General features: G+C 26.5%; 15 protein-coding genes and 1 pseudogene. 8 read left to right on the top strand and 8 right to left on the bottom strand.

Annotated elements, in window-relative coordinates; translation table 11 throughout:
• From glyA to dtd, 3 genes and pseudogenes are all read left to right on the top strand, one after another.
• Positions 1 to 267 (top strand): annotated as a pseudogene (glyA, locus tag CP960_RS11180) (serine hydroxymethyltransferase); the annotation flags it as partial.
• Positions 268 to 338: 71 nt separating this feature from the next.
• Positions 339 to 1,187, top strand: coding sequence for a methylated-DNA--[protein]-cysteine S-methyltransferase (locus tag CP960_RS11175; protein ID WP_101185578.1), 849 nt, complete (start codon positions 339 to 341; stop codon positions 1,185 to 1,187).
• Positions 1,188 to 1,634: a D-aminoacyl-tRNA deacylase gene (gene dtd / locus CP960_RS11170; RefSeq protein WP_101185577.1), complete on the top strand. Its 447-nt coding sequence runs from the start codon at positions 1,188 to 1,190 to the stop codon at positions 1,632 to 1,634.
• On the opposite strand, the gene CP960_RS11165 is transcribed toward dtd, so the two are convergent.
• From CP960_RS11165 to CP960_RS11145, 5 genes are read right to left on the bottom strand one after another with little or no spacing between them, the layout of a single operon-like run.
• Positions 1,631 to 2,947, bottom strand: a complete 1,317-nt coding sequence (locus tag CP960_RS11165; protein WP_101185576.1) for a sensor histidine kinase — start codon at positions 2,945 to 2,947, stop codon at positions 1,631 to 1,633. The two genes, dtd and CP960_RS11165, sit on opposite strands and share 4 nt — an antisense overlap.
• Entirely contained in the window at positions 2,940 to 3,614 is a 675-nt protein-coding gene (locus CP960_RS11160) for a response regulator (RefSeq protein ID WP_101185575.1), read from the bottom strand. Before CP960_RS11160 ends, CP960_RS11165 begins: the two co-directional genes overlap by 8 nt.
• The gene (locus tag CP960_RS11155) at positions 3,598 to 5,493 is read right to left on the bottom strand and encodes a PAS domain-containing sensor histidine kinase (protein ID WP_101185574.1); all 1,896 of its coding nucleotides are present in this window, start codon (positions 5,491 to 5,493) and stop codon (positions 3,598 to 3,600) included. The genes CP960_RS11160 and CP960_RS11155 overlap by 17 nt, the downstream gene beginning before the upstream one ends.
• Positions 5,490 to 6,413, bottom strand: a complete 924-nt coding sequence (locus CP960_RS11150) for a cytochrome-c peroxidase (RefSeq protein ID WP_101185573.1) — start codon at positions 6,411 to 6,413, stop codon at positions 5,490 to 5,492. Before CP960_RS11150 ends, CP960_RS11155 begins: the two co-directional genes overlap by 4 nt.
• Before the next feature lie 51 nt (positions 6,414 to 6,464).
• Positions 6,465 to 7,094: a LysE family translocator gene (locus CP960_RS11145; RefSeq protein WP_101185572.1), complete on the bottom strand. Its 630-nt coding sequence runs from the start codon at positions 7,092 to 7,094 to the stop codon at positions 6,465 to 6,467.
• Between the two features lie 96 nt (positions 7,095 to 7,190).
• Between CP960_RS11145 and CP960_RS11140 the strand changes: the two genes are divergently transcribed.
• The 3 genes from CP960_RS11140 to CP960_RS11130 are packed head-to-tail and all read left to right on the top strand — an operon-like array spanning position 7,191 to position 9,730.
• The gene (locus CP960_RS11140) at positions 7,191 to 8,588 is read left to right on the top strand and encodes a phosphomannomutase/phosphoglucomutase (protein WP_101185571.1); all 1,398 of its coding nucleotides are present in this window, start codon (positions 7,191 to 7,193) and stop codon (positions 8,586 to 8,588) included.
• Positions 8,563 to 9,288 carry a carbon-nitrogen hydrolase family protein gene (locus CP960_RS11135; protein ID WP_101185570.1) on the top strand — a complete coding sequence of 242 codons (726 nt, stop codon included), beginning with the start codon at positions 8,563 to 8,565 and terminating at the stop codon, positions 9,286 to 9,288. The genes CP960_RS11140 and CP960_RS11135 overlap by 26 nt, the downstream gene beginning before the upstream one ends.
• Positions 9,281 to 9,730: a low molecular weight protein-tyrosine-phosphatase gene (locus CP960_RS11130; protein WP_191321647.1), complete on the top strand. Its 450-nt coding sequence runs from the start codon at positions 9,281 to 9,283 to the stop codon at positions 9,728 to 9,730. The genes CP960_RS11135 and CP960_RS11130 overlap by 8 nt, the downstream gene beginning before the upstream one ends.
• Positions 9,731 to 9,915: 185 nt before the next feature.
• On the opposite strand, the gene CP960_RS11125 is transcribed toward CP960_RS11130, so the two are convergent.
• Both CP960_RS11125 and CP960_RS11120 read right to left on the bottom strand, forming a co-directional pair.
• Complete coding sequence (locus tag CP960_RS11125) at positions 9,916 to 10,308, bottom strand: hypothetical protein (protein ID WP_101185569.1); 393 nt, start codon at positions 10,306 to 10,308, stop codon at positions 9,916 to 9,918.
• A 2-nt stretch (positions 10,309 to 10,310) separates the two neighbouring features.
• Complete coding sequence (locus CP960_RS11120; RefSeq protein WP_101185568.1) at positions 10,311 to 11,045, bottom strand: OmpA family protein; 735 nt, start codon at positions 11,043 to 11,045, stop codon at positions 10,311 to 10,313.
• Between the two features lie 234 nt (positions 11,046 to 11,279).
• On the opposite strand from CP960_RS11120, the gene CP960_RS11115 reads away from it, so the two are divergent.
• Complete coding sequence (locus CP960_RS11115; RefSeq protein ID WP_101185567.1) at positions 11,280 to 12,497, top strand: NAD(P)-dependent oxidoreductase; 1,218 nt, start codon at positions 11,280 to 11,282, stop codon at positions 12,495 to 12,497.
• 74 nt (positions 12,498 to 12,571) lie between these two features.
• Entirely contained in the window at positions 12,572 to 13,897 is a 1,326-nt protein-coding gene (gene hcp / locus CP960_RS11110; protein WP_101185566.1) for a hydroxylamine reductase, read from the top strand.
• Between the two features lie 8 nt (positions 13,898 to 13,905).
• On the opposite strand, the gene CP960_RS11105 is transcribed toward hcp, so the two are convergent.
• Entirely contained in the window at positions 13,906 to 15,627 is a 1,722-nt protein-coding gene (locus CP960_RS11105) for a sensor histidine kinase (RefSeq protein ID WP_101185565.1), read from the bottom strand.
• Positions 15,628 to 15,671: the final 44 nt, after the last annotated feature.

Raw genomic sequence — 15,671 nt, 5'->3', positions numbered from 1 at the left:
GATGCTGCTCTTGGTAGAGCTGGTATTACTGTTAATAAAAATACAGTTCCTGGTGAAACTAGAAGTCCTTTTGTTACTTCTGGTATTAGAATTGGTAGTGCTGCACTTACTACTAGAGGTATGAAAGAAAAAGAGTTTAAGTTTATTGCTAATAAAATTTGCGATGTTTTAGATGACATTGAAAATACAAAACTTCAAGATGATATAAACAAAGAACTTGAATCTCTTGCTTCTAACTTTGTTGTTTATTCTCAACCTACTTACTAATACTTTACTTGTAATTATTTAAGGTTTAAGTGGTATACTTCCCACTTAAACCTTTTTTTATAAGATAAAAGATGAGTGAAGATAAACTATATTTACAAAATGAAAACTACAATAAAATAGTAAAAGCTATACAATTTATTGATGAAAACTTTAAAGAGCAACCAAGCGTAGATACAATTGCTAAATATATTGGTATGAGTAAATACCACTTTATTAGAGTATTTAAAGAGTATGTTGGTGTTACTCCTATTCAATTTCTACAATCTATTACATTAAATTATGCAAAAGAACACTTAAAAGAGTCAAGCTCCATTTTAGAAAGTTCGCTTGATTTAGGATTATCAAGTCCAAGTAGATTACACGACTTGTTTGTGAATATTATTGGCGTTACTCCTAAAGAGTATAAAGAGCTTGGACAAAATGTTCAAATAACATATGGATACGGTTATACACCCTTTGGAAATGCATTAATTGCTACAACAAAAAGAGGTATATGTTTTTTAGGCTTTTATGATACAAATAAAGAAGATGTTTATAAAAGATTTAAACAAGTTTGGGCAAATGCAAATATAATCCAAGAGGATAAAAAAGCAGCTGAACTTTTAGATAGTATTTTTATAAAAAAAGATAAAAAACTCAATCTTTATGTAAAAGGAACTAACTTTCAAATAAATGTATGGAAGGCTCTTATAAATATTCCAAATGGCTCTATTACAACATATGAAGATGTAGCAAAATATTTAGATAACCCCAAAGCCATAAGAGCTGTTGCAAATGCTATTGGTTCAAATCCAATTGGTTACTTAATACCTTGTCATAGAGTACTAGGTAAATCAGGAGCAATGACAGGATACAGATGGGGAATAGAAAGAAAAAAAATATTAGTTGCATATGAAGCACTAAAAAGAAAAGAGGAGTAAATGAAAGCTATTATTCAAAGAGTTTCAAGTTCAAGTGTAAAAGTAGAAGGAGAAGAGGTTGCAAAAATATCTCAAGGCTTAAATGTACTTTTAGGAGTTGAAAAAGAAGATAGTTCAAAAGAGGTTGATAAACTATTAAAAAAGATTATTAACTTAAGGATTTTTCAAGATGAAAATGACAAAATGAATAAATCATTACTTGATATACAAGCAGAGTTATTAATTATTTCTCAATTTACTCTTGCAGGAAATTGTAAAAAAGGAAGAAGACCAAGTTTTGATAAAAGTGCAGAACCAAAACTTGCAAAGCAACTATATAAAGAGTTTATTAAAGAAGCAAAACACTATGTAAAAAGTGTACAAACTGGTATTTTTGGTGCTAAAATGGATGTACAAATATCAAATGATGGTCCAGTAACTTTTATACTTGATACAAAAGAGCTTTAAAAGCTTTTCTCAATAGTTATTATAAACTCTAAGCCTTTTTTCAAAGGCTTAGCTTCAATAGTTCCTTTAAAACTATCTTCAATAATAGTCTTAACCAAATAAAGCCCAATACCAAAACCATCTTCTTTTGTTGTAAAATAAGGCTTAAATAGCTTTGGCAAATCTTTTGGTAAAACACCTTTACCATTATCTTTTATTTTTATTACTAAGCTTGAGTGATTTGAATAAACATCAATATAAATCTTTGGAGTCTGTTCATCTACTAAAGCCTCAATACTATTTTTTATTAAAGTTAAAACAACTTGTGAAAACTCATTTGAAATTCCAAAAATTCTTGAAACTTCACTTGTATGAAAAGTAAGATTTAAATCCACTCTTTGCTGTTTTAAACTTGCACTTAAAATAGTCAAAGCTTTATTTATAGACTCTTTTACTAAAAAATCTTCTTTGTTTTTACTAGGAGTATAAAAATCTTTAAAATCATCAATCGTTTTTGACATAAATTGTAACTGTTCATTTGCTTGAGAAAATTTTTGATTAAAATAGTCTTGTTTTAATTTACCATTTTCAAATCTTGTTTTAATATTCATTAATATATATGATAAATTATTTAAAGGTTGTCTCCATTGATGGGCAATATTTCCTATCATTGAGCCAGATTTTGCTAATCTACTTTGATGCAAAAGCATATTTTCATAATTTAAATTTTGAGTTTTTAACTCTTTATATTTATTTGCTAAACTTACAGTAAAAAGTACTGCTTCAATAGCAAAAGCAACAAGAACTAAATCTATATAACCACTTTTAACATAAAGTGTTTTAAACTGCATAATATATAAAAACAAGCAAACAAAAGACCATCCGATTACATATATAAAAGTTGGTTTTACTCCATCATTTATATTAAAAAGAACAGATAAGAATAGTAAAAAATAGACAACAGTATATGGCAAATATTCAAATAAAACATAATGATAAAACACAGTTGCAAGAACAAAAATCAATAAAGCAGTAAAAATTAGCAACTCTTTTTTGGTTTTAAAAGTAGGTATTAATTCTACTTTAAAAAAAGCAAATGCAAAAGCTATTGCAAAAATAGTAGCAAATACTAAACTAATTTGTTCAATAATAATTGGAATATCAAAAAGTTGACTATAAGTTACAATATAAATTAATGAAAAAAACTGCATTAAACAATAAGCTAAATAAAATAACTCTTTAACATATATATATCTAATTGCAGTAAATAAAATACTCATTAAGAGTACTCCAAAAGTTACTCCATATGCAAGAACTATATTTATATCATACATCTATTTTATAACCAACTCCAGATAGATTTGAAATGCAATTACAAGTGAAATAACCTTTTAATCTTCTAACAAGTGTTTTTAAAGCATCTTTACTCATTACATCATCTACCCAAACATAATTCTCAATCTCTTGATAAGTTACATATCTATTTTGATTTTTTATTAACAACTCTAAAAGAAGTATCTCTTTTGCTCTTAACTTTACAAGCTCTTTATCTTTTGTTAAAGTTTTATTATAAGTATCAAAACTCATATCTTTACAAATTTGTACAACATTTGAGTTACTATTTTTTAAGCTATTTACACACTCTTGCAAAGCTTGAAGTAACTCATCATATTTAATTGGCTTAATTAAATATTTAACCAGATGAAGCTCAACAGCTTTTAATAAATACTCTTTTGTACTATATGCCGTCGTAATAATAGCTTGAGTTTTTTTGTCCTCTTTTCTTATACGACTAATAAACTCCAAACCATTTAATTTTGGCATTTGAATATCTGAAATTATTATATCAGGACTATATTTTTTGTATAAAGATAAAGCTTCCAAACCATCTTTTGCCTCATAAATAGTATCAAAATAGTTTTCTAAAAACTCCACACCATTTAATCTTGCTAAATCATCATCTTCAACATATAAAACTTTTATATTATCTGTTTTTATCATCTTTTTTACTTGGTATTGTGATTATAAATAAAGCACCTTTATACTCTTTATTTTCATAAGAGAAAGTACTATTTCTAACCTCTATTGTACCATAGAAATGTTTTGAGATAATTTCGTATGTCATATATAAACCAATTCCCGTTCCTTGACTTTTATGTTTCGTTGTGAAATATGGTTCAAAAATATTATCAATAATCTTTTCATCAATACCTTTTGCATTATCTTTTATGCTAATTACTATATTATTTTTATCATCAGTTCGTACATCTAAAAAGATTAATTTTTTATCATTTGGAGTAAGATTTTTTGCAATTGCATCTTGAGAATTATTAAAAAGATTCACTAAAGATTGAATTAACTCATGCTCTAAACCTTCCATATTTATATCTTGAATACTTGATATAAACTCTACTTTATTTTCATTAAATTTATACCCTATTAAATCAAGTACTTTATTCACTGTATTTTTGATATTAAATAGTGTATTTTCATGATTTGTTTTAAAAAATGTTTTAAAACTATCAATAGTTTTTGATAAATATAGCGTATTATCTACGATAGTATCAATTAGTGAGTAAAAAGTATCATCATCTAAGGAATCAAACTCTTTATTTAATCTCATTCCACTTGCAGCTGTTGAGATTGTAGAAAGAGGCTGTCTCCATTGATGAGCAATACTATCAAGCATTTCATGAAGAGCTATCATTTTTGATTGTTGAGATAATAAATGCTCTTTTTTCTTTAACTCTTTTTCTATACTTTTCTCTTTTGTAACATCAAGTTTTATAGCCAAAAATTCAACTATTTTCCCTTTTTCATCAAAAATAGGAGAAATTGAAGTCTTTTCATAATTTAGTTCTCCATCTTTTCTTTTATTTATAAACTCTCCATACCATCTTTTACCACTATAAATAGTTTCATTTAAATCTTTATAAAACTTCTTACTATTAAGTCCTGATTTTAAAATTGATGCTTTTTTACCAATAACATCATTATAAGAGTATCCAGTATGTCTAATAAAATTCTCATTTACATACTTTATTTTTTGATTAATATCAGTAGTCATGATTATATTATCACTATTTTCTACTGCTTGCTTAAATCTATTTAATTGTATTTTTTGATATGCTATTTTTGTATAATAAAATAAAAATAGTACTAAACTAATTGATAAAAGTATAATAATACTCCATAATACACTTTTTATATCTTTAATAAATACATTTGAATAATCATTATATCTTTGTTCAAAGTTTTGAAGTTTTATATTTAATTGTAAGCTTTCAATTTTTTGTTTTTCATTTTGAAACTTTTGAAAATAGTGTAAAATATTTTGTGCATGCCTAATAAATATTTTTTGAAGATTAGTTTTTACTTCAATAGCTTTTATATCTTCTTGAAGTTTTTTAATACTTATTTCACTATTAAACTCTAAGCCAATAATTCTTGTATAGATTTTATTAAATGTCTTATCATCAAGTTTTTCATAAATCGTTTGTATATATCTATAAGAGTTATTTAAAACTGCACTTGTTGATTTTAATCTCTCTATACTTTTTATTTTACTTTTAAAAAGTTCATTTATATTTGTAAATTCATCTTTTAAAGAGATAATTTCATTGTCAAAATAATTACTTTTTTTTATTTCAGACAAAATATCTTTGATTTTAAAAATATCTTTTTGGATAACATCAAAATTATTATAAGAGATACTACTTGACATAAAAATATCAAAATTTTTATTTGTAGAAATAAGGTAAGAGATATTTTTTTGCATTTTAAAAAAATCATCAATTTTTCTATTTGAATGGTCAGTTGTATAAACAAGTGAAACTATTAATGCAATGAAAATAACTACTATTAATATGGCTTTTTTCATTTTTTATCCAATATTTCTGGTTTTTTCCCATCTAATGTTTTTAAAAACTTTACAATCTTGTCTATTTCATCTTTACTTGCTTGCATACCTAATTGATACTCAATCATTATAGCTACTGCATCTTCCAAAGTTTTTGCTGAAGCATCATGAAAATATGGAGCTGTTTTATTAATATTTCTTAATGTAGGCACTTTAAAATAGTTTTTATCTTCAATGTCTTTTGTAACTTCGTATCTTCCTAAATTACCTACTTTTGATTTATACTCTTTTAAAATTCCCATCTTTTGGAAAAGGTTTCCACCAATATTTATACCATTATGACATGAAATACAACCATTTTGTTTAAATAGTTTATAACCTTCTAATTCATCTTTACTTAAAGCTTTTTTATCACCTTTTAAATATCTATCAAATTTTGAATCAGGAGTTATAAGTGCTCCTTCAAACTCTGCTATTGCATCAACTAAATTCTTTTTTGTTAAACCATCTTTAAAAACTATTTTAAACTGCTTATTATAATAATCATCTTTTTTTAATTTTTCAAGAGCTTCATCTAAAGAAGAACCCATCTCAACAGGGTTATGTATTGGTCCACTTACTTGCTCTTTTAAATCTCTTGCTCTACCATTCCAAAATTGTGTAAAATTATATCTTGAATTAAACACAGTAGGAGAGTTTACTTCTCCTTTTTTATTATTTACACCTAAAGAGAAATCTCTATTATCATCACCACCTTTTTCCAAGTCATGACACGATGCACAAGAGATAGTATTATCCTTACTTAAGCGCTTATCAAAGAATAATTTTTTACCCAAAAGTGCCTTTTGTAAGTCATATGACTCCGTAGATTTTATAGGTAAAATCAACTCTTTACAGTTTAACAATAAAATAGGAAGCAAAATAAGAATTATTGATTTCATATTATAATATTAGCATAATTATGTTGATATTACGCTATCACTTAAGTGTCACTACCTTTCAGAAAGTGCCAATTTTATACCCAAACTTACTAATACTAATGAAGTTAAAATATTCATATATTTTACTATTTTTTGATTATTTAATAATTTTGAACTAAGTAAATTACCAGCAATACCAATAGAACTAAAAACAATTATAGTTAAAATCATAAATACAAGTCCTAAAATAACCATTTGTAAAGGAACATTTCCATTTTCAACACTTACAAATTGTGGTAAAAATGCTAAAAAGAATATTGAAACTTTTGGATTTAAAATATTCATTAAAAAGCCTTTTATATATAAAGCTTTTAAATCTTTTTTTGAGGATTTAGTTTTTAAATCTAAAGGTTCATCTTTATGTTTAAATGCCTGATAAGCAATATATAATAAATAAGCAACACCTAAATACTTTACAATATCAAAAGCGATTTGAGAGGTTTTAAATATTACAGAAATACCAAAAGCAGCAGCACTTGTATGTATAATTAATCCTGTACAAAGACCAAGTGTTGTTATAATTGCAGCTTTTTTTGACTTTGTCATGCCTTGTGTTAATACATATATATTATCAGGACCTGGAGCTAAACATAATAAAAATGATGCCAATATAAACATATATAAATTTGATAGTTCAATCATAATTTTCTCCTTGAATAAAAATTATAACAAAATAGAGGTTAGTACTCTTAAAGCTTCAAACGATATAATTAGAAAAAAATTCCAATGAGGGTCTTTATGATAAAAAAGTCTATTTTTAGAGAGTATGATATTAGAGGAATAGTTGACGAAGAATTAAATGAACAAAGTGTTAAACTAATTGGTTACTATTTAGGGTTAGAGGTTATTAAAAGAACAGTTCAAAAGCCATATGTTGTAATTGGATATGATGCTAGAACTCATTCACCAAGGTTATTTGAATATTTAACAAGTGGTTTTAATAAAGCAGGAGTAAAAGTACTAGGCATGGGTATGGTTGCAACAGGAATTAACTACTTTGCTTCATATCAAACTTTTAATAAAATAAAACCAAATGCTTCAGTAATGATTACAGGAAGTCATAATCCAAGTGAATATAATGGATTTAAAATTTCAGTAAATAATACACCATTTTTCGCCCATGATATATATAAACTTGGTGATGAAATTATTAAAAATCAAGATTTAAAAATAGAAGATAATAAGCAGTTTGAAAAGATTAATGCAAAATCTATGTATATTGATTTTATGCTAAAAGAGTTCTCTTTCTTAAAAGACTTTAAAGTACCTTTTGCAATTGATTGTGGAAACGGTGTTGCAAATACAGTTTTATGTGAAATATTAGATAAATTAAATTTAAATTATGAAGGTCTATATTGTGAACCAGATGGAACTTTTCCAAACCATCATCCAGACCCAAGTGAAGAGAAAAACTTAACTGATTTGAAAAAACTTTTAGAAAAAAAAGCAGAGTATGGTTTTGCTTATGATGGAGATGCAGATAGAATTGCTTTTTTAACTAAAAAATATAATGTAAAAGGTGATATATTAGCACTCCTTTTTGCAAAAACTATTCCTGAACCAATTGTTGTTGGAGAAGTTAAATGTACGCAAATTATGTATGATATTATTAATCAAAGTGGAAAAGCTATTATGTATAAAACTGGACATAGTAACTTAAAAGTAAAACTAAAAGAGGTAAATGCTCACTTAGCGGCTGAAGTATCAGGACATATTTTCTTTAATGATAGATTTTATGGTTTTGATGATGCTATATATGCAACATTTAGAATTTTAGAACTTATTTATAATGGTGTAGATATTAATAAACAAATTGAAAAACTTCCAAAAACATACTCAACAGAAGAGATAAAAGTACAAACAACAGAAGATGAAAAATTTATTTTAATAGATAAAATTAAAGAGCTATTAAATAATCCTCCAAAAGATTTCCCTAAAATTGTAGATATTATCGATGTAGATGGAGTTAGAATCAATTTTAGACATGGATGGGGATTAGTAAGAGCTTCAAATACAACACCTGTATTAGTTACAAGATTTGAATCAACTAATGAACAAACAGCAAAAGAGTATGAAGAACAAGTTAATAGACTTATTTCATTGGCAAAAGATGAACTTAGTAGCACTTCAAACTAATCCATCAAAAGATTTTAAAAAAAATTTTGCAAACTTAAAAAAACTAGTTAAATCATGCAAGGATGACTCACTAATCCTTGCCCCTGAACTTGCATTAAGTGGCTACTCTTATAACAATATCCAAAAAGCTGCAGACTTCTCTAAAAAAGCCATTAAAAAGCTTAAAAAATTATCTAAAAATAAAGCTATTGCACTTACACTAACCATTTTTAAAGATGGTAACTACTACAATAGGTTTTATATCTTTTATCAAAAAAAGATTATTCATACACAAGATAAATATAGACTCTTTAAACTAGGAAATGAACAAAAATACTTTTGTAAACCTAAAAATGATAAAAAAATAGAAGTTTACAAAATAGGCAACTTAAAAATTGCTACGCTAATTTGCTTTGAACTAAGATTTACTGAATATTGGGATAGGTTAAAAGGTGCAGATATTATATTTGTTCCTGCTATGTGGGGCAAAGGAAGAAAAGAACACTTTGAAACTTTAACTAAAGCTCTTGCAATTGCAAACCAATGTTATGTAGTTGCAGCTAATAGTGCAGCTAGTTATTGCTGTAAATCTAGTTGCATAATTAATCCTTTTGGAGAAGTAATAAAAGATGACTCCAAAAAGATTTTACAATCAATTTTTGATGAAAAAAATATAAAACAGATGAGAAAATATATAGATGTAGGAATAGAATATGAGTAAAATAAAATCAATTATATTTGTTTGTTTAGGAAATATATGCAGATCTCCAATTGCTCAAGGAGTTGCACAAGAATATATAACAAAAAATAATTTAGATATAAAAGTAGATAGTGCAGGAACTGGTAGTTGGCACATAGGAGAAAGCCCTTGTGATAACTCTATAACAGTTGCAAAAAATAATGGAATTGACATCTCAAGACAAATTGCAAGACAAGTAAATTTAGAAGATTTTCAAACTTTTGATTTAGTTGTGGGTTTAGATAGCAGAAATATGCAAGATTTGAAAAAATTAGGTTGCAAAGAAGCAGTTAAATTAGGAGATTTTGGTTTTGAGGGACAAGATGTACCAGACCCATTTTTCTTTGAAGGGTTTGAAGGTTTTGACAAAGTTTATAATATGATTGAAACTTGTGTATTAGAACTTATTAAACAAAAGTGTTAAACTTTTGTTTATAAGATTCTATATCGCTGAAGTAAAAAAACTGTTGATAGACCTGCTAAATGAAAAGCTGCTGTTGCCATATATAAAAAAGAATACTCTGTAACCATAACTTAACTCCTTTATATTTAAGTAGTTAAATTATAGTATAAATTGATTCCAATATGATTACAAATTAAGTATAAAAATTAAACAAGAGGTTTAGTAAACTTTTTTGCTTGTCCTACCCAATCCTCTTCTTTAATTCTTCCTTCTATCTCTAAATAATTCTCAATCCAATCACAATTTTTGTCACTCCAATTTGCAATTTGGTCAAAATGAAAAATACCTAAATGATTTAACTGAGCTTCAATTAAAGAGTCAACACCTTCTATTTCTTTTAAATCATCTTTTCCAACTGGTCTTGGACAACTAAAAATTAAAGGTTTATTATATACATTTCCTACTTTTTTAGTAGGTTTTTGAGGTACTGCTGCATACTCTTGTTTTCTTGTAGCTCTTCCTAGTAAATAACCTATTATAAAGCCAATAATTGTTGCTAATACTAAACATAATACTATTTTTGAAGCTATCTCTATCACAACTATTCTCCTATGATATTGAATTCTATTCTATTAAAAATTTTGATGTCATCTTGAATAAAAGGTATAGCATCTCCATACCCTCTTGCTTTCATTCTTCTTTTTGAAATTCCCATTGATATAAGTTTTTTCTTTATATTTGCAGCTCTCATAACTGAAATATATTTATTATATTTTTTATCATCTGGTTTAATACTTACATGCCCTGCAATTTCAAACTTAAGATTTTCATTGTTTATCATAATTTTATAGATTTTATTTAAAAGTTCATCATTCTTTTTTAAATATTCGATTCCATTTCTATTGAACTTAAAAGGCTCATCTTTCATAATTGTATATAGTTTATCTTGAATCTCTTTTGATTTTTCTGATAGCTCATAATAGAAGAACTCGCCTTTAGACCTTCTATATCCATCATCTTTTCTTTTAAGTATAATAGGCTCTGGATCTTTTATTTCTTCTTCAATTTTTGTTATTTTTTCAGTTACAGATTCATGTACTTCTTTATCTTTTGTATCAGCTGGAAGAAGCTCAACTGCAACACTTTCTTCTTTAATTTCCTCATCTGGTAAAGAAATCTCTCGTGGTTGTTCTGTTTTTTCTTCTAATTTAACTACCTTCTCTTCAGTAACTACTGTACTATTATCAAAAAACTCTTTTGTATGTTTATATACACAAGAAACAATCAATAACAATAATAACAGGGATAATAAAAAAACTTTTTTACCTACTTGCATCTCTCTTACTCTTTTTTGAAAATTTAATTATTATATCTTAAAAACTATAAGAAGAGCTAAAATAAAGGTAAAATTAATAAATTACTTTATTATAATCTTTAATTTTTATAGCTTTTCTGTAATTGAAAACTCTTTAAAAAAAGAGTATTTAGCTACCTCTATAAAAAATTATCATATACTTATCATTTAATTTATATAAAATTTTTAAACAAAGTTTAATTTAAAAGGGGAAAAATGCAACATATTATTAACTCTGCACAAACTTGCCTAGACTGTAAAAAACCAAAATGTCAAAAGGGATGTCCTGTTAGTACACCAATAGCAGAGATGATTAGGCTATTTTTAAATGGAGATATAAAAATAGCAGGAGAAAAAGTTTTTAATAATAATCCTTTATCAATAATTTGCTCGCTTGTTTGTCCTCATGAAAAACATTGTGAAGGACACTGTGTTTTAAATAAAAAATATACTCCTGTAAATGTAGGAGCTATTGAAAACTATATTTCAACTTATTATATGAACTACAAAGAGTTTGAAAAACCACAATTAAATGGCCATAGCGTTGCTATTATTGGTACAGGTCCAGCAGGAATTAGTCTTGCAATGATACTTGCATTAAAAGGTTATGAAATTACTATGTATGAAGGAAATGACCAAATTGGTGGAGTTTTAAGATATGGTATTCCAGATTTTAGACTTGATAAATCAATTCTTGATGAATTATTAGAAAATCTTAAAAAAGTAGGTGTAAAGATTAGACCTAATACGATGATAGGGAAAAATATAACAATTGATGATTTATTTAGAGATGGTTATAAAGCTGTATTTATAGGAACAGGCGTATGGACTCCTAAAAAACTTGGATTAAAAGGTGAGTCTTTAGGTAATGTTCACTTTGCAATTGATTATTTAAAAAGTCCAAACTCTTACAACTTAGGTAAAAAAGTAGTGGTTATTGGTGCGGGAAATGTTGCTATGGATGTTGCAAGGACTGCTATTAGAAACGGTTCTACTGAAGTTAGCATAATGTATAGAAAAGGATTTGAGCAAATAAGTGCAGAAAAAGTAGAAATAGAATATGCAAAAATAGATGGAGTAAAATTTAATCTTTATAAATCACCTTTAGAGTTCACACCAAAAGGTGTAAAATATATCACTACAAATGAAGATAATCCAAATATAGAAGGTTTTGAAGAAGCTGATTCAATTTTAATCTCAATTAGTCAACAACCAAGAGATTTAATTGTATCAAATACTAAAGGTATTAATGTAGGAGAAGATGGATTAGTAGTAACAAATGAAAATGGAGAAACTACAAGAGAGGGCGTATTTGCTTCTGGTGATGTAGTAACAGGTGCTAGAACAGTAGTAGAAGCAGTAGCTTTATCTAAAAGAGTAGCCGTTGCTATTGAAGAGTATATAGCCACACTTAAAGAACAAGAGGCCTGTTAATGTTTATTGATATTAATCAATGAAACAACTTATTAAAAACCTTATAATTAATTAAAAATTTTAAGGATTATTAAATGAGTATGTTTTGTTATCAATGTGAAATGAGTCAAAAAGATGGTTGTGGAAGTAGTGGTGCTAGTGTTGGAACATGTGGAAAAGATGAAAATCTTTCAAGACTTCAAGATATTATGATATTTGGATTAAAAGGTCTTAGTGCATATAGAGAACACTTAAATGAATTAGATTCAACTCTTACAAAAGAGATAGATGATGTTATGAGTGAAACTTTATACTTTACATTAACAAATGTAAATTTTAATTTTGATGACCATATTAATCAACTAATGAAAGTAGGTAATGCTGGTGTTAAAGTTATGAATAAACTTTCAAATTCACACACTTCAAAGTTTGGTATTCCTACTCCTGTAAAAGTTACACAAAACAAAGTTGAAGGTAAAGCAATACTTGTAAGTGGACATAATCTTGAGATGTTAGAAAAACTTTTAATTGCTACACAAGATAAAGGAATAAACATATACACTCACTCTGAAATGTTACCAGCACATGGTTACCCAGAACTTAGAAAGTATCCACATCTAAAAGGAAATGTAGGTAAAGCTTGGTTTGACCAAGCAAAACTCATGGAAAAATTCACTGGAACTTTTGTAGTTAATACAAACTGCATAGTACCTCCAAAGAAAAACTGTACATACCTTGATAGACTATTTACTTATAAAATAGTTGGAGTTGAAGGAGCTACACAAATTGAAGATGATAATTTTGATGAACTTATACAAAGAACTTTAGAGTGCGAAGATGCAAATGGAATTGATTTAAATGAAGATACAACACTTGTAACAGGTCATCATTATAAAACAGTACTTACATTAGCACCACAAATTTTAGATGCAATAAAAGATGGAAAAATTAAACAATTCTTTGTAATAGCAGGATGCGATGCACCAGGAAAAGGTGGAGAGTATTATAAAGAATTAGCACAAAGCCTACCAAAAGATACAGTTATTTTAACTTCAAGCTGTGGTAAATTTAGATTTAATGATATTGATTTTGGAGAGATTGAAGGTACAGGTATTCCAAGATATTTAGACTTAGGACAGTGCAATGATAGTAATGGTGCTGTTGAAATTGCAAAAGCACTAAGCCAAGCTTTAAATACACCAATTAACGACCTTCCTGTATCAATTGTACTATCTTGGATGGAACAAAAAGCAGTAATAATTTTACTTGCACTTTTTTCTTTAGGAGTAAAAAATATCTATTTAGGGCCAAAACCTCCACAATTTGTAAATGAAGATATATTCAACTTTTTAAGCCAAACATTTAATCTTACACTTACAACTAATGCAAAAGATGATTTAAAAAAACTTCTTATTGCATAAAAGAGCCTTTAGGCTCTTTTAAATGGTATTTTAATTGTAAATTCAACACCTTTGTATTCTCTTTGTTCATGGATAAAAGTACTGTTTTTTACTTCAATTTCTCCAGCAATCTTATCAAGAATAAGTTTACTCATATATAAACCTATTCCTGTTCCTTTATGACCTTTTGTGGAAAACTTATACTCAAAAATTTTTGAAATTATTTCACTAGGTATACCACCTGCATTATCACAAAACTTTATAATTGCAAACTCATTTTCATATCTTGTGGAAAAATATATAACTTTTGTATCCAAATCAAGCTCATCAAAAGCATCTATACTATTACTTAATAAATTCATAAATACTTGAATCATCTCATTTTTATTTCCATATATACTTACATTATCAAAAGAAGTAACTAAGTGTATATCTCTATTTTCTAACTTTGAAGCAATTAAATTCTTTGCTTTATTAAAAGCTTGTTCTAATAAATAGTCTTGTTTTAAACTATTCTCCTTAAAGAAATCTTTAAAGTCATCAACAGTTTGTGATAAATAGTTTGCAGATTTTTCTATATTTGTTAGTGCTTTTTGTAAATAATCATCTGTTAACTCATTAAATTCACTCTCCATTTTTACTCCAGTTGCACTAAGAGTAATTATTGATAAAGGTTGTTTCCATTGGTGGGCAATATTTTCTATCATTTCTCCCATTGTTGCCATTTTTGACTGGGCAATTAATGTTAAATCTTTCTTTCTAATATCTTCAACTTGAATATCTACAGTTTTTTGTAGTTGAGTTTGAAGTTTTGTTAACTCTGTAATATCTACTAAAGTTACTACATAGTTTATATCATCTATTTTATCTTTTGAAATATTAACTTGAAAAATTTTATCATCTATTTTTACCTTTAAAATCTTATGTTCTAAAGCAAAAGCTTTAAGTAACCAATCCTTACCACTTAAATAGTGTTCACTTTTAGAAAAGCTCTCAGGTAAAAATAAAAATCTTTGTTTTAGTTGCTCTTGTGTTTTACACTTAAAAAACTCAAGTGCTATTTTGTTTGCAATTTTTAATCTTTTTCCATCTGTTATAAAAATAATTGCACTTTGTGAATCTAATATATGATTTATATATTTACTTTTATTAAATAACTCTTTAAAGATAAAATAAAAAACAACTATCATAAATAAAATTGAAAAAAGAATAACAAATGAAGAGAATTGTATATTAACAAAAAGATGTTTTTGAAGAGTTTTATTTCTTTTTTCTATCTTGTTTAAAACTAAATTTAATCCTACTTTATAACTCTGTTTTAAACTCTTATACTCTAAAGAGAAAAGTATCTTTTTAGCTTCTTCGTAACTACCTTTTTTACTTAATTTTAAAGCCTTTTCTTCTAAAGAAATAAGTTCTTTATTAATCTGCTCTATAGCTTTAAATTCATCTTTTAACGATGGCATTAATTTTAAAGCTTCATTTATACTTTTTTCTAAAGGTTCAATATTTTTATAATATCTTTTTATCCAGTAATCATTTTGATTTAGTGTAGCAACTCTTGCACTCATAGTCAAAACTTCATCATAATATCTTATCTGTTCAGATAGGGTTGAAATCTTTTTTATTTCATCAAAATCTTTAGTATCATCATTTATTTGAAGAACTGAAATAAAAGCTATTATAAAGCTTGCTAAACCTATAAAAGTCAAAATCAAAAGACTTGATTTAAATATTTTGTTATTTTGCATAGTGCAAATTCCTTTAAAATTACTCTTTTATAAGTTTAGCTTAA

Source organism: Malaciobacter halophilus, from assembly GCF_002837275.1.
Lineage (GTDB): Bacteria > Campylobacterota > Campylobacteria > Campylobacterales > Arcobacteraceae > Malaciobacter > Malaciobacter halophilus.
Note: the sequence above shows the minus strand (reverse complement) of the source record. Positions and strands in the feature narration are given on the sequence as shown.